Origin of the sequence: Sphingomonas oryzagri (genome assembly GCF_029906645.1) — a bacterium.
GTDB classification, from domain to species: domain Bacteria; phylum Pseudomonadota; class Alphaproteobacteria; order Sphingomonadales; family Sphingomonadaceae; genus Solisphingomonas; species Solisphingomonas oryzagri.
Genome location: NZ_JARYGZ010000001.1, coordinates 2,566,140 through 2,589,513, shown reverse-complemented (window position 1 = coordinate 2,589,513; position 23,374 = coordinate 2,566,140). Strand labels below are relative to the sequence as shown.

Here is a 23,374-nt window from a genome sequence, read left to right as displayed (position 1 = left end):
GCGCGCGCCTCAGCCCTCCAGCCCGAGGCGATAACCGGCGCCGCGCACGGTGTGGATCAACGGCACCTCTTCGCCATCGTCGATCTTGCGGCGCAGGCGGCTGACGTGGACGTCGATCACGTTGGTGCCGGGATCGAAATGATAGTCCCACACGCCTTCCAGCAGCATGGTGCGGGTGACCACCTGCTCCTTGTGGCGCAGGAGGTATTCGAGCAGGCGGAACTCGCGTGGCTGGAGATCGATGGCGCGTGCCCCCCGCTTCACCTTGCGGCTGAGCAGATCCATGTCGAGATCGCCGCAGGCGAGCTTGGTCACCGCCTGCGTGCCCGATCCGCCGCGCCGGAGCATCAGCTTCAGCCGGGCCAGCAGCTCGGCGAAGGCGAAGGGCTTGGTGAGATAGTCGTCCGATCCGGCGGTGAGGCCGGCCACGCGATCGTCCACCGCGCCGAGTGCCGAAAGCATCAGCACCGGCGTATGGATGCCGCCCGCCCGCAGCGCGCCGAGCACCGCCATGCCGTCCATGCCCGGCAGCATCCGATCGAGGATGATCGCATCATAGCCGCCGTCGGTCGCGTGGAAGAGGCCGTCGCGGCCGTTGTCGGCATGATCGACCGTCATGCCTTCCTCGCCGAGTCCCTTGACGATGTAGGTCGCCGTCTGCCGGTCGTCTTCAATCAGCAGGATTTTCTGGGCCATTCCTGTTTTCCACCGCCACCGCGTTGCCGATCGCAGGTTCGCTGCGATCGAGAGCGACCGTCCATAGCGTATCTCCCCGCCTGATATGAAGGGCGAGCTTGTCCTCGCGATCGGAGAGCAGGGCGGAGCGCAATCCGGCCACGTCGCGGACACGGTAGCCGTCCACCGCCTCGATCTCGTCGCCGGCGCGGATGCCGACACGCTCGGCCTCGCCGTCGGAGCGGACGCTGGTGACGACGGGCATGTGATCGACGCTGTTGTCGAGGGTGATGCCGGGCAGGGCGGACGCGACGGCGCCGTCGCGCAGGCGGAAGGTGCCGCGCTCGGCCAGAACGAGGATGAGCAGCAGCGCCGCCACGACGGCACCTATGCCGATCGCAAGCCAGTTTCCCCCGCGCTGATCCATGGCGTGACGATACGCTGCCATGCCGGTCTTTTCGGGCGCGACCACTTGCCCTGCCATGGGGATGACATGACCTTTTGTTCATGCACGCCGCGCCGCTCGGTTGACTGGCGGTCGCGCGGCGATACGGTTGGCGGAAACCGGCGAAAATTCAGGGGGTATATGGTGCGTTTCGGGATGGCCCTGGCGGCGATGGCGGCGATCTCGGGCAGTGCCGCGGCGGCCGCCCCCCAGCCGGACGAGGCGGGCCGCGCGCTGGATCTGTTGAAGGCGTCGATCGGGTTTCAGACGGTCGAGGGCCATCATCAGGTGCCGGCCTATGCCGCCTATCTGAAGGGCGTGCTGGTGAAGGGCGGGTTCGCCCCCTCCGACGTCGTGTTCACCCCGATCGGCGAGACCGGCACGCTGGAGGCGACGTGGAAGGGTAGCGACCCGTCGCTCAAGCCGATCGTCATCTCGGATCATATGGACGTGGTGGCCGCCGATCCGAAGGACTGGACGCGCAGTCCGTTCAAGGCCGTGGTCGAGAACGGTTACACCTATGGCCGCGGCGCGATCGACGACAAGTTCGACGTGTCGGTGGTGATCACCGCGCTCACCACCATGAAGCAGCAGGGCCTCAGGCCGAAACGCACCATCATCCTCGCGCTGTCCGGCGACGAGGAGACCGACATGCACACCGCGCAGGCGCTGGCGAAGAAACTGAAGGGCGCCGACATCGTGCTCAACGGCGACGGCGGCGGCGGCACGCTGGACGAGAGCGGCAAGCCCCTGCTCTACGGGCTGCAGGCGGGCGAGAAGACCTATGCCGATTTCGAGATCGCCTTCACCAGCGCCGGCGGCCATTCCAGCCGGCCGGGCAAGGTGGCCGACAACCCGATCTACCGCGTCGCGAAGGCGATCGACCGGATCGCCGCCTACCAGTTCCCGCCCCAGGCGAACGAGCTGACCGTCGCCTATCTCTCCGCGATGGCGAAGCGGACGCCCGGCTCGCTGGGCCAGGCGATGCAGCGCTTCGCCGCCAACCCCAAGGATAGCGAGGCCGCCGACGAGCTGTCCGCCGATCCCGAGTTCGTCGGCCAGGTGCGCACCACCTGCGTCGCGACGATGCTGTCGGGCGGCCATGCGCTGAACGCGCTGCCGCAGCGCGCCGCCGTGTCGGTCAACTGCCGCATCTTCCCCGGCGTGAAGATTCCCGAGATCGAGGCCACGCTGAAGAAGGTGGTCGACGATCCCGACGCCAAGTTCACCACGCTCGGCAACCCGACTTCCAGCGATGCCTCGCCGCTCAGCCCCCGGATCATGGCGGCGGTCAAGAAGGCCGTCGAGGCCAACCGGCCGGGTGTCGAGATCGTGCCGAGCATGTCGGCGGGCGCCAGCGACAGCCTCTATTTCCGCGCGGTCGGCATCCCGAGCTATGGCGTGTCGGGCGCGTTCATGAAGCCGTCGGACGATTTCGCCCACGGCCTGAACGAACGCTCGCCGGTCGATGCGATCCCCGGCGCGCTGCGCCAATGGCACAGCCTGCTGACGACGCTGGCCGCCGACTGATGCTGCGCCCCAGCTACCGGCGCGCGCCGGCCGAGCGGCGGCAGGCGCTGATCGACGCCACCGCCCGGTCGCTCGCCAAACATGGTGCGGGCGGCGTATCGGTGCGCACCATCGCGGGCGAGGCCGGCGTGTCGCCGGGCCTCGTCACGCACCATTTCGAGGGTGTCGAGCCGCTCATCGCGGCCACCTACCGCCAGGTGTCCGAACGCGTCGGCGAGGCGCTGGCGGCGGCGGTGGAGGCGGCGGGGGACGACCCCCGCGCGCGCCTCGAAGCCTATGTGATCGGCAACTTCCTGCCGCCGGTGATGGACGAGGAACTGCTGGGCACCTGGCTGGGGCTGCTCGGCCTCACCAAGTCGATGCCGCTGGTCTCCGCCGCCCATGCCGAGAGCTATGGCGGCTTCCGCGCGGCGATGGAGCGGCTGCTCGCCGATTGCGGCGGCAAAGGCGATCACCGGCTGGAGGCGGTGGCGATCACCGCACTGGTCGACGGGCTGTGGCTGGAGCTTTGCCTCGACCGAAGCGTCTTCTCGGCGGAAGAGGCGGCGGCGCTGGCGCGGCGCTGGATCGACGCCTTGCTGGCATGACCGGCTGGGTCGGCTCGGCGGCGGCGATCCGGCGACTGGCCGACGGTGACGATGCCCTGCTGGCCATGGCGGCGACGGCATGGCTCGACCGGCGGCCGGCGCAGGCCGAGCAGGCGTTGCGCGAGCGATTGCGCGAACGGCCGACCGATGTCGCGGCGCTCCATCTCATGGCCGAACTGCTGGCCGGCGCGGGGCGGCGCGAGGACGCGCTCCGGATGCTGGGCCGCGCGATCGATCTGGCGCCCGATTTCGGCGCCGCGCGGGAGGCGCTCGTCCGCCTGCTGGTGCGCCGGCGGCATCTCGACGAGGCGCTGGAGCAGCTTGCGCCCCTGCTCGCCGGGCATCCGGACGAGCCGGCGCTGGTGCTGCTCAGGGCCGGCGCGCTGATCGAAAGCGGGGCTCTCACAACTGCGGACGAGGCGCTCTCCGCGATGCTGGCGCGGCATCCGGGCGAGGCCGCGGGGTGGATCGCGCTCGGCAACGTGCGGACGCATCTTGGCCGGATCGAGGGCGCGGTCGCAGCCTATCGCTCCGCGCTCGTCGCCCGGCCGGATCTCGGCGTGGCGTGGTGGAGCCTCGCCAACCTCAAGACGCAGCGTTTCTCCGCGCAGGACATCGCCGCGATGGGCGCCGCGCTGGAGACGGCGGCCGATCCCACCGATCGCGCGCACCTGCACTTCGCGCTCGGCAAGGCGCTGGCCGATGCGGGCGAGGATGCCGGCGCCTTCGCCGCTTATGCCGAGGCGAACCGCATCCGCCGCGCTCAGACGCCCTACGATGCGGCCGCCACGCAGGCGCAATGCGCGCGGGAGGCGGCGGTGTTCACGCCCGCGCTGATCGCGGCGCGCGGAGAAGGGGGGTGCCTCGCCCCCGATCCGATCTTCGTCGTCGGCCTGCCGCGATCGGGATCGACGCTGGTCGAACAGATCCTCGCCAGCCATTCCGAAGTCGAGGGATTGGGCGAACTGCCCGATCTGATGGCGATCGCCGCCAGTCTCGCAGGCCGCGATCCCGCTTGCTATCCCGAGATGCTCGCCGATCTCCTGCCGGCGGATCGTCGTCTGCTGGGCGAGGCCTATCTCGATCGCACGCGCGAGCAGCGGCGCCTGGGAAGGCCGTTCTTCGTCGACAAGATGCCCAACAACTGGATGCATGTCGGGCTGATCCGGCTGATCCTGCCCAATGCTCGGATCGTCGATGTGCGCCGTCACCCGCTGGCCTGCGGCTGGTCCTGCTTCACCCAGAATTTCGCGGTGGGCCAGGCGTTCAGCTACGATCTCGCCGATCTCGGCCGTTTCTACCGCGATTATGTGGGCGCGATGGCCGATGTGGACCGGGTGACGCCGGGCCATGTCCACCGCCTGCTCTACGAGCGGCTGGTGGCGGATCCGGAGGCCGAGGTGCGCGCGCTGCTCGCCCGGCTGAGCTTGCGGTTCGAGCCGGCGTGCCTCGCCTTCTGGCAGAATTCCCGCGCCGTCCGCACGCCGAGTGCCGAGCAGGTGCGCCGGCCGATCACGGCCGATGCGATCGATCGCTGGCGGCGGTTCGATCCATGGCTCGGGCCGATGCGCGCGGCGCTCGGCTCGGTCGTCGATGCCTATCCGGATGTGCCCGCCGATCTCGCCGGATAGGGCGGACGCAACGGTTCGTCGCGCGTCCCTGTCGTCTTGTTGCACGATCGTCCGATAATCGTCATCGCGCTGCAACATGGCCGTTGACACAGCCCCGTCGCGGGATGTTCATTCGTGCCCGGCGATGCGCCAGCGCGTTGCCGAAGGGGGTTTGTGGCGAGCAGCGCTTCTCACGCGACGGGATCGATCGGCGAGGCCTTGGCCCATGCCGAGCGCATGGCCGCGAGCCGGCCCGATCTCGCGCTGATGCAGGCCGACGAAATCCTGCGCGCGGTGCCGAACATGCCGCAGGCGCTGCTGGTCAAGGGACGGGCGCAGCGGCTCTCCGGCGATCTCGATGGCGCGCGCGTGACGCTGGCCGGGCTGTTCGCCGACCAGCCGCGATCCGCCGCGACCGCGCTCGAATTGGGCCTCACGCATTATCTCGCGGGCGATGCGCCCGCCGCCACCACCGCGCTGCGCCGCGCGACCGAGCTCAAGCCCGACATGGCGGAGGGCTGGACGGCGCTCGCCGACGTGCTGCGGCTGGGCGGAGACGAGGCGGGCGCCGATCACGCCTATCTCGCGGGCGTGCGCGCCTCGACCAGCGATCCGGCGCTGATGCAGGCGGCGCTGGCGCTGTCCGACAACCGCCTCGACATCGCCGAGCCGATCCTGCGCGACCGGCTGAAGCAGCGCCCCACCGACGTCGCCGCGATCCGGATGCTCGCCGAGATCGCCGGCCGGCTCGGCCGCTATCGCGACGCCGGAAACCTGCTGGAGCGCGCGATCGAGCTGGCACCGGGCTTCGTCGCGGCGCGGCACAACCATGCGCTGGTGCTCCACCGTCAGGGGCGGGGCGAGGATGCGCTCGCCGCGATCGATCCGTTGCTGGCCGCCGATCCGGGCAATCCCTCCTACCTCAACCTCAAGGCCGCGATACTCAGCGGCACCGGCGATTTCGCGCAGGCGATCGCGATCTACCGGCGCGTGCTCGCCGGCTATCCCCATCAGCCCAAGGTGTGGATGAGCCTCGGCCACATGCTCAAGACGCTGGGCGAGCAGGAGGAGAGCATTGCCGCCTATCGCCGCGCCATCGCGATGCGGCCGGAACTGGGCGAGGCGTGGTGGAGCCTCGCCAACCTCAAGACCTATCGCTTTTCGGACGAGGATCGTGCGGCGATGCGGGCGGCGCTGGAGACGCCCGACCTCGACGGAGAGGATCGATTCCACCTCGAATTCGCGCTCGGCAAGGCGGAGGAGGATGCCGGCGATGCCGAGGCCTCGTTCGCCCATTATGTTGGGGGCAATCGCGGCCGGCGCGCGGCGATCGACTATGACGCCGCCGAACTGACCCGCGCGGTCGCCCGCGCCGAGGCGATCTACACGCCGGACTTCTTCGCCGCGCGCGAGGGCTGGGGCTGCCCCGCCGCCGATCCGATCTTCGTGGTCTCCCTGCCGCGATCGGGATCGACGCTGATCGAGCAGATCCTCGCCAGCCACAGCCAAGTGGAGGGGACCAGCGAACTGCCCGACATCGCCGCTTTGGTGATGGAGGTCGGCCCCGCCAAGGTCGGCGGTCTCGATCGCGCGTCGGTGCGCGCGCTGGGCGAGGCCTATCTCGATCGCACGCGGATCCAGCGCAAGACGGCACGCCCCTTCTTCATCGACAAGATGCCGAATAACTGGGCGCATACCGGCTTCATCAAGCTGATCCTGCCCAATGCGAAGATCGTCGATGCCCGACGCCACCCGCTCGGCTGCTGCCTGTCCAACTTCAAACAGCATTTCGCGCGCGGGCAGTCTTTTACCTACGATCTCGCCGACATCGGCCATTATTATCGCGATTACGTGCGCTGGATGGCGCATCTCGATCGCGTGGCGCCCGGTGCTGCGCACCGCGTCTTCTACGAGCGGATGGTCGAGGATCAGGAGGGCGAGACGCGTGCCCTGCTCGCCGCCCTCGGCCTGCCGTTCGAGGATGCGTGCCTGCGCTTCCACGAGACGCAGCGCGCGGTGCGCACCGCCTCGTCCGAGCAGGTGCGCCAGCCGATCTTTCGCGAGGGCATGGAGCAGTGGAAGCGCTTCGATCGCTGGCTCGGGCCGCTCAGGGAAGCGCTCGGCCCGGTGCTCGACACCTATCCGAACGTGCCGGCTGCGTGACAAATTTGCCATGCGGCAGCGCAATATAATGAGGAGCCGAAGGGGCGCTTGACACTGTTTCGTTCGAGTAACAGCGTTTGACAAATATATAAAAAGGGGCACCCGCAATGTTTATTCGTAAGCCGGTTCCGGCTTTGCTTCTTGCGTCCACCGCTCTGGCGGCGCTGTCGGCGCCGGTTGCCGCGCAGACCGCGCCGACGCCTGCCGCGGCACCCCTGCCGCCGGAGAATGGCGAGATCATCGTGACCGCGCAGAAGCGCTCCGAGAATATCCAGAAGGTGCCGATCAGCATCCAGGCGATCACCGCCGAGAAGCTCGACCAGCTCAACATCGCCAATTTCAACGATTACACCAAGTCGCTGCCCAGCGTCACCTTCCAGACCAGCCAGCCGGGCGTCACCACCGTCTATATCCGCGGCGTCGCCTCGGGCGGCGACGGCAACCATTCCGGCTCGCTGCCGTCGGTCGGCACCTATCTGGACGAGCAGCCGATCACCACGATCGGCGGCACGCTGGACGTCCATATCTACGACATGGCGCGTATCGAGGCGCTGTCGGGGCCGCAGGGCACGCTGTACGGCGCGTCGTCGGAATCGGGCACCATCCGCCTGATCACCAACAAGCCCGACACCTCCAAATTCTACGGCGCGATCGACGTCGAGGGGAACACCGTCGCGCATGGCAGCCAGGGCGGCAAGGTCGAGGGTTTCGTCAACGCCCCGATCAACGATCGCATGGCGGTGCGCATCGTCGGCTTCTACGAGCATGACGCCGGCTATATCGACAACATTCCCGGCACGCGGACCTTCATCGGCCAGAAAGACGATGCCAGCCCCGGCTATACGGGCGGCGTCGCGCCGGGCGGGCAGGACCAGGGCGTGCCGGCCGGCTACGATCCCGGCATCACGATCAACAACAAGGATTTCGTGAAGAAGAACTACAACGACGTGGACGTCTTCGGCGGCCGCGGCGCGTTGAAGGTCGACCTCAACGACAACTGGACCGCGACGGCGACCGTCTTCGGGCAGGACCAGAAGAACCACGGCTCGTTCGGCTACGATCCGAACCTGCCGGGCCTGTCGGTGCAGCACTTCCTGCCCGAATATAACCACGATCGCTACGTGCAGGGTGCGCTCACCATCGAGGGCAAGATCGGCAACTGGGATCTGACCTATACGGGCGCCTATCTGTGGCGGAAGATCAACTCGTCGAGCGACTATACCGATTACGCCACGCAATATGATCATGATCTCTATGCGGCGCAGGGTGGCCTCGCCAACTATTTCTATTTTCAGGACAATGCCGGAAACACGATCAATCCGATCCAGCGGATCGTCGGCAAGGACAGCTTCAACAAGGTCAGCCAGGAACTGCGCATCTCGTCCCCGCAGAGCAATCCGCTGCGCATCACGGGCGGCCTGTTCTACCAGCGCCAGGAACATCACATCATTCAGGATTATCAGGTGACCGGCCTCGCCGACGACCTTTCGGTCAACGGCCACCCCGGCACGCTGTGGCTCACCGACCAGAACCGCATCGACAAGGATTATGCGGTGTTCGGCGAGGCCGCATACGACATCACCCACAGCCTGACGCTGACCGGCGGCCTGCGTTACTACAAGTACGACAACTCGCTGATCGGCTTCTTCGGCTTCGGCCTGAACCCGAATTACACGATCGGCGGCGGTGCCGCGACCAATGCCGCCGGCAGCTCGCGGACCGGCGTGCCCGGTTGCTTCACCACCGATGGCGGCACCGTCATCGTACGTGACGCGGAGGGCAACCAGATCGCGGTGAACCGGGACTTCGCGCCTGCTGCGCAGGGCCTTGGCCCCTGCACCAACCTCGGCGTCTACAATTCGGACGGCTCGATCAGCCCCAAGCGGACCAAGGATGACGGCTTCATCCACCGCCTGAACCTCACCTGGAAATTCGCGCCGGACAAGATGGTCTACGCCACCTGGTCGCGCGGCTTCCGCCCAGGCGGCATCAATCGCCGTGCCGATCTGCAGCCCTATCAGCCGGATTTCCTGACCAACTACGAAGTCGGCTTCAAGACAAGCTGGGCGGACCATACCGTGCGCTGGAACGCGGCCTTCTTCTGGCAGGACTGGAAGCATTTCCAGTACAGCTTCCTCGGCCAGAACAGCTTCACCGAAATCCACAACGGCCCGAACGCGCGGATCAAGGGCATCGAGACCGATTTCACCCTGGTGCCGACGCCGGGCCTGACCTTTACGACGACGGCCGCCTATACCGATGGCAAGCTGCGGTCGAACCTCTGCGCGGTCGACGACCCGACCTATACCTGCGCTGAGGATGGCAACAGCATCGTCGCGCCCAAGGGCACCCGCCTGCCGGTCGCGCCGAAATACAAGCTCAACACCGTCGGCCGCTACGAATTCGCGGTGGGCGACGACATGAAGGCGCATATCCAGGGCGCGATCACCTTCCAGAGCAAGGCAAGCTCGGCGCTGCGTCTCGGCGCGGTGGACGATCCGGTGCCGACGCTCAGGGATTTCACCCTGGTCGATCTCGCCACCGGGCTTGAGTGGAAGAAGATGTCGGCGGAGCTGTTCGTCACCAACCTGTTCGACGTGAAGGCGGATATCTCCACCTTCCAGGAGTGCGGTTCCTGCTCCTACACCAACTATTACGTGATCCAGCCGCCGCGCACGGTCGGCGCGCGCCTGGGTTACAAGTTCTGATCGGGCGCCTCGCGCTCACCTGCGCCGGCTTGCTGCTGGGGCAGGCGGCGCAGGCGGCCACCGTCGTCGTCCATGCCGGGCATCTGATCGATCCCGAGCAGGGGCGCGTGCTCGTCGACCAGGCGATCACCGTCACCGACGGGCGGGTGACGGCGGTCGGCCCATGGAAGGGCGCGCCGGCGGGCGGCACGGTGGTCGACTGGTCGGGCTATACCGTGCTGCCCGGCCTGATTGACTGCCACACCCACATATCGGACGGTTTCACCGAGGGCGATCCGATCGAGGCGCTCAAGCACACCCCGCAGGAGGTGGCGCTGAAGGGGGCGGAGACCGCGCGCACGATGCTGCGCGCGGGCTTCACCAGCGTGCGCGACGTCGGCGTCTATCGCGGCCTCACCGATGTGGCGCTGCGCGATGCGATCGAGCAGGGCGAAGTGCCGGGGCCGCGTATGCTGGTGGCGGGCGCCTACATCACCATTCCGGGCGGCGGCGGCGCGGTGACGGGGGCCGCGCCCGACGTCGTGCTGCCCGCCGACATGCAGTACGGCTATGTCCGCAACGCCGACGAGGCGCGGACGAAGGTGGACTTCCTGTTCCAGCACGGCGCCGACTTCATCAAGCTGATCGCCACCGGCGCGGTGCTGGCGATCGGATCCGAGCCGGGCGCGCTGGAGTTGACGCCCGAGGAGATGCAGGCCGCCTGCGACGAGGCGAAGCTCCACGGCAGCTATTGCATCGCCCATGCCCATGGTGCGGAGGGGATCAAGGCGGCGATCCGCGCGGGGGTGCGATCGATCGAACATGCCTCGCTGATCGACGACGAGGGCATCGCCATGGCGAAGAAGGCCGGCGTCTGGCTCGACATGGACATCTACGACGGCGACTGGATCGAGGAGGAGGGTACGAAGCAGGGCTGGCCCGCCGAATATCTCGCCAAGAACCGCGCCACCACCGACGAGCAGCGCGAAGGCTTCGCCAAGGCGGTGAGAGCGGGTGTGAAATTGAGTTTCGGCACCGATGCGGGCGTCTACCCCTTCGGCCTCGGCGCGCGGCAGTTCGCCTATATGGTCCGCTACGGGATGACGCCGATGCAGGCGATCCAGGCGGCGACCACCGTCTCCGCCGATCTGCTGCGCCGATCGAAGGATGTCGGCGCGCTCAGCCCCGGCCATTATGGCGACATGATCGCGGTGGCGGGCGATCCGCTGAAGGACATCCGGCTGCTGGAACAGGTGCGAGGCGTGATCAAAGGCGGCGAGGTGATGAAGGTGCCGTGACCGCATCCTTCCCCTGGCGGGGGAGGATTAGGATAAGTTGCTTCGGATCAATGTCGCAGCTGGCGGGTTGGGCTAGATGCTGACACGACGCGGCGGGGACAGTTCAGATTTATGACCGAAGCGCCGGCCGCCATTACCGACCTCGATCTGGCCGCGTGTGAACGCGAGCCGATCCATGTACCCGGCAGCATCCAGCCGCATGGCGCGCTGTTCGTGATCGACGGCGCGGGTGTGGTGCGCAAGGCGGCGATCGGTGCGCTGGCCGAAGGGCTGGTCGAGGGCGATCCGATCGGTCGCGATCTTGCCGACCTCCTGCCGGAAGAGGCGCGCAAGACGATCGCTGCCCTCGACAGCCGGCTCGTCGCGGGGCGTGGGCCGGAGCATCTCTGCTTTCTGCGCACCGCCGCCGGTGCCTTCCACTTCGTCGCGCACCGATCGGGCAACGACATCATCGTCGAGCTGGAGCGCGCGCTGGGCGACGAGCCGGGCAGCTTCGACGAGGTCTATCCCGACGTCCGCGCCTTCCTCGACGCCGTGCAGCGGACGGAGGGCGTCCAGGCGCTCGCCGAACTCGCGGCGCGGGAGGTGCGGCGGATCACGGGTCTCGATCGTGCGCTGATCTACCGCTTCGATGCCGAATGGAACGGCGCCGTGATCGCCGAGGACAATGGCGGGCGGCTGCCCGTCTATCTCGATCTGCGCTGGCCGGCTTCCGACATCCCCGCGCAGGCGCGCGAGCTTTACAGGATCAACCGCCTGCGCCTGATCGCGGACGCCGATTACGAGCCTGCGCCGATCGGGCCGGACGGCGGCGACGTGGACCTGACCTACTCGGTGCTGCGCAGCGTCTCGCCGGTCCATCTCGAATATATGCGCAACATGGAGACGATGGCCTCCATGTCGATCTCCTTGCTGTCGGGCGATCGGCTTTGGGGCCTGATCTCCTGCCATCATCTCGATCCGGTGCGCGTGCCCTATCACGTTCGCGCGGCGTGCGAGTTCATCGGGCAGGTCGTCTCGATGCAGATCGCCGCGCACGAGGCTTCCGCGCTCGCGATGCGGCGCGATGCGCTGCGCGGCGTCCATATCCGGCTGCTCGCGCACATGGCGGCCGAGGATCATTTCATCGACGGGCTGCTCAGCCATCCCAATGACCTGATGGCGCTGACCGGCGCGGACGGCGCGGCGGTGGTGGCGGGCGGGCGCTGCACCCGGCTGGGCGAGACGCCGGCAGAGACGGATATTCTGGCGCTGGTCGAATGGCTCTCCGGACAGGACCGCGAGGACGTGTTTGTCACCGACAGCCTCGCCGCCGAATGGACCGGGGGCGAGCGGATGAAGGATTTGGGATCGGGCGTGATCGCCATGTCGATCAGCCAGGTCCATGACAGCTACCTGATCTGGTTCCGGCCCGAGCTGGTCCGCACCGTGTCGTGGGGCGGGGACCCTGCCAAGCGTGCCGAGCTGGGGCCGGACGGCCTGCGCCTCCACCCGCGCAAGTCCTTCGAGATCTGGCAGGAGACCGTCCAGCTCCATGCGCGGCCGTGGCAGGAGGCGGAGCTGGACGCTTCGGCGGAACTGCGCGTCGCGATCGTCGACATCGTGCTGCGCCGCGCCGAGGAGATGGCGGCGCTGTCCGAACGGCTGGCGGCGATCAACAAGGAGCTGGAGGCGTTCAGCTACTCGGTCAGCCACGATTTGCGCGCGCCGTTCCGCCACATCGTCGGCTATGCGCAATTGCTCAAGAAGTTCGAGGGCGAGCGCCTGTCCGAACGCGGCGACCGCTATATCGAGACGATCATCGAAAGCGCGATCTCGGCCGGCCGGCTGGTCGACGATCTGCTGAGCTATTCGCAGATGGGCCGATCGACGATCACGCCGGTGTCGATCGATGTCGGCGCGATGATCCGCGAGGCGCAGACCAACCTGACGGTCGAGGGCGAGCGCCACCGCATCGAATGGCACGTCGGCGATCTCATGGCGGTGCGCGCCGATCCGGTGATGGTGCGGCTCGTCGTGCAGAACCTGCTGGAAAACGCTCTGAAATTCTCGCGCGAACGGGAGCCGGCCGTGATAGAGGTCGGTGCGGAGGTGAAAGAAGGCGACGTGATCACCTGGGTGCGGGACAATGGCGCGGGCTTCGACATGGCCTATGTCGACAAGCTGTTCGGCGTGTTCCAGCGGCTCCACCGCGAGGAGGAGTTCGAGGGGACCGGCATCGGCCTCGCCAACGTGAAGCGCATCGTCGAGCGCCATGGCGGGCGCGTCTGGGCGGAAGGCGAGCCGGACAGGGGGGCGACCTTCTTCTTCGCCCTGCCGGCGGCATAGTAGGGGCGGGAAATGGCCGATCTGAAACCGATCCTCCTTGTCGAGGACAGCCCCAAGGATGTCGAGCTGACGCTCGCCGCGCTGGAGCAGTGCCAGCTCGCCAACGCGGTGATCGTGGTGCGCGACGGGGCGGAGGCGCTGGATTATCTCTTCGCGCGCGGCGCCTACGAGAATCGTTCGACGGGTGATCCGGCGGTGGTGCTGCTCGATCTCAAGCTGCCCAAGGTCGACGGGCTGCAGGTGCTCGAACAGATCAAGGCGGACGCGCACCTGAAGGGCACGCCGGTGGTGATGCTCACCTCGTCCCGCGAGGAGCGCGATCTGGTGCGCAGCTACTCGCTGGGGGTGAATGCCTTCGTGGTGAAGCCGGTGGGCTTCGAGCAGTTCTTCGAGGCGATCCGCGATCTCGGCATGTTCTGGGCGGTGCTCAACGAGCCGCCGCCCCGCGGGAGCGCGCCCCGCCCGTGAACGCAGCGCCGATCCGCATCCTGCATCTGGAAGACGACGCCCACGATGCCGAACTGGTGCGCGAATTCCTCGCCGCCGAGGGGGTGGAAGCGGCGATCGATCGCGTGTGGACGCGTGCCGACTTCGTCACCGCGCTCCAGCAGGGTTACGACCTGATCCTTGCCGATCACAAGCTGCCGGGCTTCGACGGCGAGCAGGCGCTGGAACTGGCTCATGGCCGCGCGCCGAGCGTGCCGTTCATTTTCGTTTCCGGTACACTGGGCGAGGATGTCGCGGTCGAGGCGCTGAGGAACGGTGCCACCGATTACGTGACCAAGCTGCGGCTGGAGCGCCTGCCCGCCGTCGTCGAACGCGCGCTGGAGGAACGGCGGCTGCGCATCGAACGTCGCGCCGCCGAAGAGACGCTGCGGCTCGCTACCATCGCCTCGCAGGTCGGCACCTGGGACTACGATCCGGTGCATGATGTCCTCCAGTGGGACGACCAGTGTCGCGCGCTGTTCGGCCTGCCGCCTGGCGCACCCGTGAGCTACGAGGGCGCCTTCCTGGCCGGTATTCATCCCGACGATCGCGCGATGGCGGATGCCGCCGTGCGGGTCGCGCTGAAGCCCGGCGGCACCGGTGGTTACGACATCGAATATCGCACCATCGGGCTTGAAGACGGAATCGAGCGCTGGATCGTCGCCAAGGGGCGCGGCCAGTTCGACGACGGCAAGGCGGTGCGCTTCGTCGGTACGGTGATGGACATCACCGATCGCAAGCGCGCCTACGCCGCCGTCGCAGCGTCCGAGGCAGCGCTGCGGGCGGAGAGCCATGCGCTGGAGATCCTGAATCAGGTCTCGCGCGAGATCGCGGCCGAACTCGATCTGGAGCGGCTGGTGCAGACCGTCGTGGATGCCGGCGTCGAGCTGACCGGGGCCGAATTCGGCGCCTTCTTCTACAACATGGTCGATCAGAGCGGCGAGAATTACATGCTCTATTCGCTGTCCGGCGCGGAGCGGACGGCGTTCGAGAATTTCCCGATGGTGCGCAAGACGCCGCTGTTCGCGCCGACCTTCGGCGGCGAGGGCGTGATCCGGCTGGACGACGTGCTCGCCGATCCGCGCTACGGCCAGAACGCGCCGCACACGGGGATGCCTGAGGGGCATCTGCCGGTGCGATCCTATCTCGCCGTGCCGGTGGTGCTGCGATCCGGCGAAGTGGTCGGCGCGCTGTTCTTCGGCCATGCCGCGCCCGGCCGTTTCGCCCAGCGCACCGAGCGGCTGATTTCCGGCCTCGCCGCGCAGGCGGCGGTGGGCATCGAGAATGCGCGGCTGTTCCAGTCCGCCCAGCGGCTCAATCAGACGCTGGAGGAGCAGGTCGCGGTGCGCACCGCCGAGCGCGACCGGATCTGGCAGGTGTCGGACGATCTGCTTGGCGTTGCCGATGCCGACGGCGTGTGGCTCAGCATCAATCCGGCGTGGACGCGGGTGCTCGGCTGGGAGGCGGACGAGGTGATCGGCCGCACGTCCGAATGGCTGGAGCATCCCGAGGATCGCGCCAAGACCCGCAATGAGGTCGCGCAGCTCGGCGAGGGCATCGTGACCACCCATTTCGAGAACCGCTTCCGCACCCGCGCCGGCGATTATCGCGCGCTGAGCTGGCGTGCCGTGCCGGAAGACGGCCGCATCTATTGCGTCGCCCGCGACATCACTGCGCAGGTCGAGCAGGCCGAGGCGCTGGTGGAGGCGGAGGAGGGGCTGCGCCAGTCCCAGAAGATGGAGACGCTCGGCCAGCTGACCGGCAGCGTCGCGCACGATTTCAACAACCTGCTCCAGATCGTGATGGGCAATCTGGACATGCTGCGCCGGCACCTGCCCGACGATCCGCCGCGCCTGCGCCGCTCCGCCGACAACGCCTTCGCAGGCGCCGAGCGCGCGGCGACGCTGACCCAGCGCCTGCTCGCCTTTGCGCGCCGCCAGCCGCTGGCACCCAAGCCCGTCTCGCCCAATGCGCTCGTCGCGGGAATGAGCGATCTGCTTCATCGCACGCTGGGCGAGATGGTGACGGTGCGCACCGAGCCGGCCGACGAGGACTGGCTGATCGAGGTGGACGACAACCAGCTCGAAAGCGCGCTGCTCAATCTTTCGGTGAACGCGCGCGATGCGATGCCGTCGGGCGGCACGCTGACGCTGGCGATCCGCAACCTGTCGCTCGCCGAACCGATCCGCGGGCAGAGCGAGGTGCCGGCGGGCGACCATGTGGTGATCGCCGTGTCGGATACCGGCGAGGGCATGGCGCCCGAGGTGGTGGCGCGCGTGTTCGAGCCGTTCTTCACCACCAAGGAGGTGGGCAAGGGCACCGGTCTCGGCCTCTCGATGGTCTATGGTTTCGTCAAGCAATCGGGCGGCCATGTCCACATCGCGTCGGTGGAGGGCGAGGGCACCGAGGTGCGCATCTACCTGCCGCGTCTGCTCATCTCGCGCACGGCGGCGGCCGAGACGGTGGAGCCGGCCGACGCCCGGCGCGGTGGCGACGAGACGATCCTCGTCTGCGAGGATGACGAGGGCGTGCGCGCCAATTCGGTCGAGAGCCTGCGCGAACTCGGCTACGACGTGCTGGAGGCGGGCGATGCGCGCGAGGCGCTGGCGGTGCTACAGGGGCGCTGCGGCAAGATCGACCTGCTGTTCACCGACGTGGTGCTGCCCGGCGGGATGACCGGATCGGACCTCGCGGTGCAGGCGCGTGTGAGTTGCCCGGACCTGCGAGTGCTGTTCACCACCGGCTATGCCCGCGACGCGATCGTCCACCACGGCCGGCTCGACGCGGGCGTGCAGCTGCTGCCCAAGCCCTTCGCCTTCGACGATCTGGCGGCGAAGGTGCGAGAGATGCTGGACGGCTGACCCTCATCCTCCCCATCGAAGATGGGGAGGGGGACCACCCGCAGGGTGGTGGAGGGGAAGATGCGCGGCGCATGCCTCCTCCACCATGCTTCGTATGGTCCCCCTCCCCACGCTACGCGTAGGGAGGATTTAGACCGGCAGGCGCATCAGCGCCTGTCCGGCGCGGACTTCCTGGCCTGTTTCGACCAGCAGATCGAAGCCTTTCGGCGCGAACAGGATGATGGTCGAGCCATGCTCGAACCAGCCCATTTCCTCGCCCTTGTCGATGTGCGCCGTGCAGGGGATGGCACGCGATCCGCCGGTCCGGATGTGCGGGCCGACATGAACGAAGGTGAAGCGCATCGACGCGACGAGGATCGCCGCCACCGGCACGATCAGCAGGGGATGGTCGCCGCGATCCAGCCGCGTCAGGATCGGCGCGCGCTCGTTGCGGCAGAACAGCCGCTCGACCTTCCTGAGCGCGACCGGGTTCACATTCCAGGTATCGCCGGAGATGTAGCGCATCTGCTCGACGGTGAGGTCGTAGGGTGCGTGGAAGCGGTGGTACATCGCCGCCGTCAGCCTGAGCGTGACGAAGGTGCCGTCGCGAAACGGCGCGCCTAACGCCGCATCGCCGAGCAACTCCTCGATGGCGTAGGGCATGCCCTTGGCCTGATAGAGTCTGCCATCCTCGACACGGCCGCAGGCGCCGACGATCGCGTCCGAGGGACTGGCGAGGATATCGGGATCGGGATCGGCCGGGCGCGATCCGGGCTTGAGCGCGCGGGTGAAGGCGTGATGGAGGCTGCGAAAACGGCTGTCGGCGGCGTCGGACAGATCGACATCGCAGAAGGTCCGCCACAGTTTCAGCGACACGGCGCGGACCAGCGGCTGCTCGATCGGCGAGAGCCAGCCCATAAAGCGCGTCGCCAATCCGCGCGGGATGCGGTTGGTCAGCAGGAAGTTCAGATCCTCCTGCGCGCCGATCCGGGCCAGCAAAGACCGTCTTGTCATGATCGCGTCACCATTTCCGTGACTGTGCTGTTATCATGGAAGCCGCTCTCCCCATCGCCGCCACGCCGATCCTGCTCACCGCCGCCGGCGCGCTCGCCGTAGCGCTCGGCGCCACCAAGGGCCATGCCCGGCTCACCCTGTCGCGCGCCAAGCATCGCTCGCTCGCCGGCCATGCGCGGATGTCGCGCCGGGTGGCCGGCTTCATTCCGGCGTGGAGCTATGACGAGCAGCGCTTCTTCCGCGCCGACAATCCGCCGGAGGAGATCGCCCGCCAGCGGCAGGCCGGCTTTGCAGCGCTCTCCGCGTTGTACCGGGAACGGTTCGCGAAGACGGCGGCGCTGACCAGGGAGGCGGCGCAGGGCCTGTCCGACCTGCAATTCACCGGCGCCTATCGCGTGCCCTTCCAGTTCAGCCGCATGGTGCGCGAGAACCTGTCCGCCGGCAGCTTCCTCGAAAGCTCGGACGGGGTGACGATCACCGACCTCGACGGCAACCGGCTCTACGATCTCGCCGGCTCCTACGGCGTCAACCTGCTGGGCTTCGACGCCTACAAGCGGATGATCGCGCAAGGGGCGGAGCAGGTGGCCGATCTCGGGCCGGTGCTCGGCGCCTTCCACCCCGTCGTCGCCGACAATGTGGAGCGACTGAGGGCGATCTCCGGCCTCGACGAACTGAGCTTCCATATGTCCGGCACCGAGGCGGTGATGCAGGCGGTGCGGCTCGCCCGCTATCATACGAAGCGGACCCACGCCGTCCGTTTCTGCGGATCCTATCACGGCTGGTGGGGCGACGTGCAGCCGGGCGTCGGCAACCCGACGCCCGCCGATTACACCTACACGCTCGCCGACATGAGCGAGAAGACGCTCAAGGTGCTGGCGACGCGGAAGAACATCGCCTGCGTGCTGGTCAATCCGCTGCAGGGCCTGCACCCCAACAGCGGCGCGCCGGGCGACAACACGCTGGTCGATAGCAGCCGCAAGGCTGGGTTCGACAGGGACGCCTACGGTGCCTGGCTGCGCGAGCTCGCCGAGGTGTGCCGCAAGGCGGGCATCGTGCTGATCTTCGATGAGGTCTTCGTCGGCTTCCGCCTCGCGCGGGGCGGTGCCGCCGAATATTTCGGTGTGAAGCCCGACATGATTACCTACGGCAAGACGCTGGGCGGTGGCCTGCCGGTCGGGGTGCTGTGCGGTCGGCATGATCTCATGAAGCGCTACCGCGACGACAAGCCCGTCGACATCTGCTTCGCGCGCGGCACGTTCAACTCGCACCCCTATGTGATGGGCGCCATGAACGCCTTCCTGCGCTTCCTCGATACCGAGGAGGGCGCAGCGCTCTACGACGGGCTGGACGATCGCTGGAACGCGCGCGCCGCGCTGATGAACGCCAAGCTGGCGGAGGCCGGGCTGCCGGTCGCGGTGTCGAACATCTCGACGATCTGGACGGTGCGCTACACGAAGCCGAGCCGCTACAACTGGATGCTGCAATATTATCTCCGCGCCGAGGGGCTCGCGCTCAGCTGGGTGGGGACGGGGCGGTTGATCTTCAGCCTCAACTACAGCGACGCCGATTTCGCCGAGGTGGTCGACCGCTTCGTCCGCGCCGCGCGCAGGATGGAGGCGGACGGCTGGTGGTGGAGCGATCCGGCCGTCACCGACAAGCGCATCCGCCGCGGCATCCTGAAGGAGATGGTCGCGGCATGGCGGGGCAGGGCAGCCTGAGGGGGATATGAAACGGCCCCCTCCCGCGTCGGCGGAAGAGGGCCGATCGTGCGCCAGGGCGATCAGTTGGCTTCCGCCGTCGCCCAGTGATCGAAGCGCTCGCCACGCAGCAGGCGGCCGGGCGCCTTGCGGTAGAGCCAGAAGTCGTTGAACGGATCGGTGACGATCTTGGTGCCCCACACCAGGCCGGTCTGCACGCCGCGCGTGAAGCAGAGCTGGATCACGCGGAAGGCGAGGCCGCCGGCGCCGAGGCCGAGCCAGAGATAGCCGAGATGGCGGAGCCACTCGACCTTGCCGGTGGCGGCATCGAACAGGCCGAACATCGTCGGGTTGAACCACAAGGCGACCGGGATCACCGCCCAGATCGCCATGAAGACGACCTTGCGGAACAGGTTGTAGCCGACCTTCACCTCTTCCTTATATTCGTGCGTCGCCTGGTTCGCGACGTCATAGCCCTTCGGCTCGAAGAAGAAGTGGCCGCACTGGCGGGTCGTCATCGCGATCGTCCAGCCGAGCAGGCTGGCCAGCGCCGGATCCTTGAACATCAGCATGTACGCCGTCAGGAACGTGCAGGCGCTGATGAAGTGCAGGCTCTGGTTGACCAGGCTGTGATGGTAATAGCGATGGTCGTCCCAGCGCTGTTCGTGAAGATGCGCGCGGAAGCTCGTCATTGAACCACCTCTTTGGCGGGCGCGGGCATGCGCGCGCGGGTCAGATCGTTGGCCGCCGGGAGCTTGCGGAAGCGCACCAGCGAGAAGTGGCCGAGCGGCGGCAGCGCGCGGCGCTCGACCAGTTCGATGCCGGGCACGGTCCGCGCCCAGTCGGTATAGCGGGAGAAGGCGAATTCGGTGCGGAAGCCGAGCCGGCTGGTCACCGGCATCAGCGTCTTCTCGATCGATCCGCGCAGGCCCTTTTCGGCACCGACGCGCGTGGTGATCACGATCTCGCCGCCGGGGCGCACGACGCGGGCGAATTCGTCCAGCGCCTTTTCCGGGTTCGGCACCGAGGTGATGACGTATTGCGCCACCACCACGTCGAAGCTGTCGTCGGCGAAATCCATATTCTCGGCGTCCATCACCGCGATCTGCTCGATATGATCGAGGCGCAGCGCACGGACCCGCTCGCGGGCCTTGTCGAGCATCGGCTCCGAGATATCGACGCCGGTGATGCGGTTGGCCTTGTCGTAGCCGGGCAGCGAGATGCCGGTGCCGACCCCGACCTCCAGGATTCGCCCGCCGATCTGCTCGGCGACGTCGATCGCGGCGCGGCGGCCCTGGCGGAAAACCGGGCCGAATACCAGGTCATAGACCGGCGCCCAGCGCCCGTAGGCGTTGGCGACCTGTTCCGTTTGCATCTGCAGCGCCATGAACCGAACCTCCTCACTCGTGACAATCGCCTATGCGCGCGATGTGCGACAGAAAAGCGTAGGATCGGCGATCCTTTTGCGCAGATCCGGTTTCAGTTCCGCGACACTGTGGAGTGTTGGTCGCAGCTGTGGATAGTCAACAAACCGTAAAACATCGGACACGGCTTTGACTTGAACCGTCTCCATAGAGGCATTCGACGGCGGATGCCGCCGCCGGTCGAGCGATTTACCCGGAGGCCCCGCTATGGCGACCTTGCCCGATATGCCCGTAGAGGCCCGTCACCCCGCGAAGCCGCGCCACGACCGCGTGCCCGCCCGCAGCCGTGATCGCAAGCTGCCCGACTGGATCCACGAGAACGACAAGCCCGAGACGCCGCGCAAGCGCCTGCAGTTCCGGACGATCTTCATTTCGGACACGCATCTCGGCACGCCCGGATGCAATGCCGAGCTGCTGCTCGATTTCCTGAAGTCCACCGATTGCGAGACGCTCTATCTGGTCGGCGACATCGTCGATGGCTGGCAGCTGCGCAAGGGCTGGTACTGGCCGGCGCGGCACAACGACGTGATCCGCTGCATCCTGAAGCGCGTGAAGCGTGGCACCCGCGTCGTCTATGTGCCGGGCAATCATGACGAGGCGTTCCGCGACTATACCGGCCTCGATTTCGGCGGCATCGAACTGGTCAACGAGGACATCCACGTCACCGCCGACGGGCGCCGCCTGCTGGTCCTCCACGGCGACCAGTTCGACAGCATCGTGATGTACGCCAAGTGGCTCGCCTTCCTGGGCGACAGCGCCTACGTGCTGCTGCTCAAGTCGAACTCGATCGTCAACGCGGTCCGCAAGATGTTCGGCCTGCCTTACTGGTCGCTCGCCGCGCACCTGAAGAAGCGGGTCAAGAACGCCGTCCAGTTCATCGGCAAGTATGAAGAGGTGGTGGCCCATGCCGCCGCTGATCGCGGAGTCGATGGTGTCGTCTGCGGGCATATCCACTCGGCCGAGATCAAGCAGTTCGGCGACATCACCTATTACAATGACGGCGACTGGGTGGAGAGCTGCACCGCGCTGGTCGAGCATTTCGACGGCCGGATGGAGATCATCGACTGGGCGGCGAAGGTCGCTGCCGAGCAGGCCGAAAAGGCCGAGCGCAAGGCGGCCAAGGCGGCGGCGGTGCCGGCATGAGGATCGCTCTGGTCAGCGACGCCTGGGCGCCGCAGGTCAACGGCGTGGTCCGCACGCTGATGACCACCGTCGAGCAGTTGCGGGCGCAGGGCCATGTGGTCGATGCGGTCACGCCCGACCAGTTCCGTACCGTGCCGTGCCCGAGCTATCCCGAGATCCGCCTCGCGCTGGGCAGCGCTCGCGCGGTCGCGGCGCGGCTGGCGGAGAGCCGGGCCGATGCCATCCACATCGCCACCGAAGGCCCGCTCGGCTGGGCGGCGCGGCGCTGGTGCCTGGACAAGCGCCGTCCCTTCACCACCTCGTTCCACACGCGCTTTCCCGATTACGTCGCGATGCGCTCGCGCCTGCCGGCGGACTGGTTCTGGCCGATCGTGCGCCGCTTCCACGGCCCCGCCGCGCGTATCTTCGCGGCGACCGAGACCTTGGCCGACGAACTGGCCGAGCGCGGCCTGCCGCACACCCATCGCTGGTCGCGCGGCGTCGATCTCACCCTGTTCGGGCCGGATGTCGCGCCGCTGCCGGCCCTGTCGCGCGTCGAAGGGCCGATCCTGCTGTCGGTCGGCCGCGTCGCTGTCGAGAAGAATATCGAGGCGTTCCTGACGGCGGACGTGCCGGGCACCAAAATCGTCGTCGGCGATGGCCCTGCACGAGCCTTGCTGGAGAAGCGGTTTCCGGAGGCGATCTTCACCGGCGCGCTGCATGGCGAGCGGCTGGCCGCCGCCTACGCCGCCGCTGATCTGTTCGTCTTCCCGAGCCTCACCGACACGTTCGGCCTCGTCATGATCGAGGCGTTGGCGAGCGGCGTGCCGGTCGCGGCCTTCCCGGTGCGCGGGCCGATCGACATCATCGGAGCGGCGGGGCAGGGCATGTTCGGCGGCAGCGCACGGATCGGCGCGCTGGACGAGGATCTGACCGCCGCGATCCGGCTCGCCATGACGGCGGATCGCGTGGCCTGCGCCACCGAGGGGCGCCGCTATAGCTGGGAACGCTGCACCGCCCAGTTTCTCGAGGGGCTGGCCCCGATGCGCGTGTTCGCGACGGCGGCCTGATCGACCGAGATTATCGAACACTCAGATCGAAACTATCCGCCTTATCCGACAGGACGCGCGATCCTATATCGCGTGCGGTGCGATGAAGATGCGCCGCTGGAGGCCCGTCATGGTTCCGTTTGGCAATGGTGAGATCGGTCTGCGTCGTCCGGCTGCTCGTGCCGGGGCGGCGGGAAGAGGTCATGTCCGGCAGATCGCGCCGGCGATCGTGGTGCTTGCCGTCCTGATGCTGATCGGTCGTGGAGTCGCGGTGACTTTGGGCTCTCCGCTGCTCGCCATCGTGGCGGTCGGCATGACCTTCCTGATCGGCGTGGCGGTTTTCGGCGCGGTGGACTCCAACCGGCACTGAATCCGGCCGGCAAAGAGGCTGCGGTCTCCGCTCTTCTTCCGTGCCCCAA

The 23,374-nt window shown here is 67.6% G+C and carries 18 protein-coding genes; 13 read left to right on the top strand and 5 right to left on the bottom strand.

Annotated elements, in window-relative coordinates; genetic code table 11:
• Nucleotides 1-9 precede the first annotated feature (9 nt).
• Entirely contained in the window at nt 10-696 is a 687-nt protein-coding gene (locus QGN17_RS12430; protein ID WP_281044803.1) for a winged helix-turn-helix domain-containing protein, read from the bottom strand.
• Complete coding sequence (locus QGN17_RS12425) at nt 671-1,159, bottom strand: PDZ domain-containing protein (protein ID WP_281044802.1); 489 nt, start codon at nt 1,157-1,159, stop codon at nt 671-673. The genes QGN17_RS12430 and QGN17_RS12425 overlap by 26 nt, the downstream gene beginning before the upstream one ends.
• A 102-nt stretch (nt 1,160-1,261) precedes the next feature.
• On the opposite strand from QGN17_RS12425, the gene QGN17_RS12420 reads away from it, so the two are divergent.
• From QGN17_RS12420 to QGN17_RS12380, 9 genes are all read left to right on the top strand, one after another.
• Nucleotides 1,262-2,650 (top strand): M20/M25/M40 family metallo-hydrolase, encoded by a 1,389-nt coding sequence (locus QGN17_RS12420; RefSeq protein ID WP_281044801.1) that lies wholly within the window; start codon nt 1,262-1,264, stop codon nt 2,648-2,650.
• Nucleotides 2,614-3,237, top strand: a complete 624-nt coding sequence (locus QGN17_RS12415) for a TetR/AcrR family transcriptional regulator (RefSeq protein WP_281044800.1) — start codon at nt 2,614-2,616, stop codon at nt 3,235-3,237. The genes QGN17_RS12420 and QGN17_RS12415 overlap by 37 nt, the downstream gene beginning before the upstream one ends.
• A complete protein-coding gene (locus QGN17_RS12410) occupies nt 3,234-4,868 on the top strand; it encodes a tetratricopeptide repeat-containing sulfotransferase family protein (RefSeq protein ID WP_281044799.1) in 1,635 nt (544 codons plus the stop codon). Before QGN17_RS12415 ends, QGN17_RS12410 begins: the two co-directional genes overlap by 4 nt.
• Before the next feature lie 216 nt (nt 4,869-5,084).
• Nucleotides 5,085-7,010 carry a sulfotransferase gene (locus QGN17_RS12405; protein WP_390902696.1) on the top strand — a complete coding sequence of 642 codons (1,926 nt, stop codon included), beginning with the start codon at nt 5,085-5,087 and terminating at the stop codon, nt 7,008-7,010.
• A gap of 107 nt (nt 7,011-7,117) precedes the next feature.
• On the top strand, nt 7,118-9,718 hold the full coding sequence (locus tag QGN17_RS12400; protein ID WP_281044798.1) for a TonB-dependent receptor: 2,601 nt from the start codon (nt 7,118-7,120) through the stop codon (nt 9,716-9,718).
• Nucleotides 9,719-9,747: 29 nt separating this feature from the next.
• On the top strand, nt 9,748-10,995 hold the full coding sequence (locus tag QGN17_RS12395; protein ID WP_281044797.1) for a Xaa-Pro dipeptidase: 1,248 nt from the start codon (nt 9,748-9,750) through the stop codon (nt 10,993-10,995).
• Between the two features lie 111 nt (nt 10,996-11,106).
• The gene (locus tag QGN17_RS12390; RefSeq protein ID WP_281044796.1) at nt 11,107-13,323 is read left to right on the top strand and encodes an ATP-binding protein; all 2,217 of its coding nucleotides are present in this window, start codon (nt 11,107-11,109) and stop codon (nt 13,321-13,323) included.
• Nucleotides 13,324-13,335: 12 nt separating this feature from the next.
• The gene (locus tag QGN17_RS12385; RefSeq protein WP_281044795.1) at nt 13,336-13,791 is read left to right on the top strand and encodes a response regulator; all 456 of its coding nucleotides are present in this window, start codon (nt 13,336-13,338) and stop codon (nt 13,789-13,791) included.
• The gene (locus QGN17_RS12380) at nt 13,788-16,670 is read left to right on the top strand and encodes a response regulator (RefSeq protein WP_281044794.1); all 2,883 of its coding nucleotides are present in this window, start codon (nt 13,788-13,790) and stop codon (nt 16,668-16,670) included. The genes QGN17_RS12385 and QGN17_RS12380 overlap by 4 nt, the downstream gene beginning before the upstream one ends.
• 129 nt (nt 16,671-16,799) lie before the next feature.
• Here the strand turns inward: QGN17_RS12380 and asd are convergent, their stop codons facing one another.
• Nucleotides 16,800-17,663: an archaetidylserine decarboxylase gene (asd, locus tag QGN17_RS12375; RefSeq protein ID WP_281044793.1), complete on the bottom strand. Its 864-nt coding sequence runs from the start codon at nt 17,661-17,663 to the stop codon at nt 16,800-16,802.
• 35 nt (nt 17,664-17,698) lie between these two features.
• On the opposite strand from asd, the gene QGN17_RS12370 reads away from it, so the two are divergent.
• Nucleotides 17,699-19,381, top strand: coding sequence for an aminotransferase class III-fold pyridoxal phosphate-dependent enzyme (locus tag QGN17_RS12370; protein WP_281044792.1), 1,683 nt, complete (start codon nt 17,699-17,701; stop codon nt 19,379-19,381).
• A 62-nt stretch (nt 19,382-19,443) separates the two neighbouring features.
• Here QGN17_RS12370 and QGN17_RS12365 read toward each other — a convergent pair whose 3' ends face one another.
• Entirely contained in the window at nt 19,444-20,052 is a 609-nt protein-coding gene (locus QGN17_RS12365; protein ID WP_281044791.1) for a hypothetical protein, read from the bottom strand.
• Nucleotides 20,049-20,747: a class I SAM-dependent methyltransferase gene (locus QGN17_RS12360; RefSeq protein ID WP_281044790.1), complete on the bottom strand. Its 699-nt coding sequence runs from the start codon at nt 20,745-20,747 to the stop codon at nt 20,049-20,051. Before QGN17_RS12360 ends, QGN17_RS12365 begins: the two co-directional genes overlap by 4 nt.
• Nucleotides 20,748-20,991: 244 nt before the next feature.
• Here QGN17_RS12360 and QGN17_RS12355 point away from each other — a divergent pair, with 244 nt between their 5' ends.
• The 3 genes from QGN17_RS12355 (at nt 20,992) to QGN17_RS12345 (ending at nt 23,325) form a co-directional block, all read left to right on the top strand.
• Nucleotides 20,992-21,927, top strand: a complete 936-nt coding sequence (locus QGN17_RS12355) for a UDP-2,3-diacylglucosamine diphosphatase (protein WP_281044788.1) — start codon at nt 20,992-20,994, stop codon at nt 21,925-21,927.
• Nucleotides 21,924-22,976: a glycosyltransferase family 4 protein gene (locus QGN17_RS12350; RefSeq protein ID WP_281044787.1), complete on the top strand. Its 1,053-nt coding sequence runs from the start codon at nt 21,924-21,926 to the stop codon at nt 22,974-22,976. Before QGN17_RS12355 ends, QGN17_RS12350 begins: the two co-directional genes overlap by 4 nt.
• A 109-nt stretch (nt 22,977-23,085) precedes the next feature.
• Entirely contained in the window at nt 23,086-23,325 is a 240-nt protein-coding gene (locus QGN17_RS12345; RefSeq protein ID WP_281044786.1) for a hypothetical protein, read from the top strand.
• The last annotated feature ends 49 nt before the right edge of the window (nt 23,326-23,374 follow it).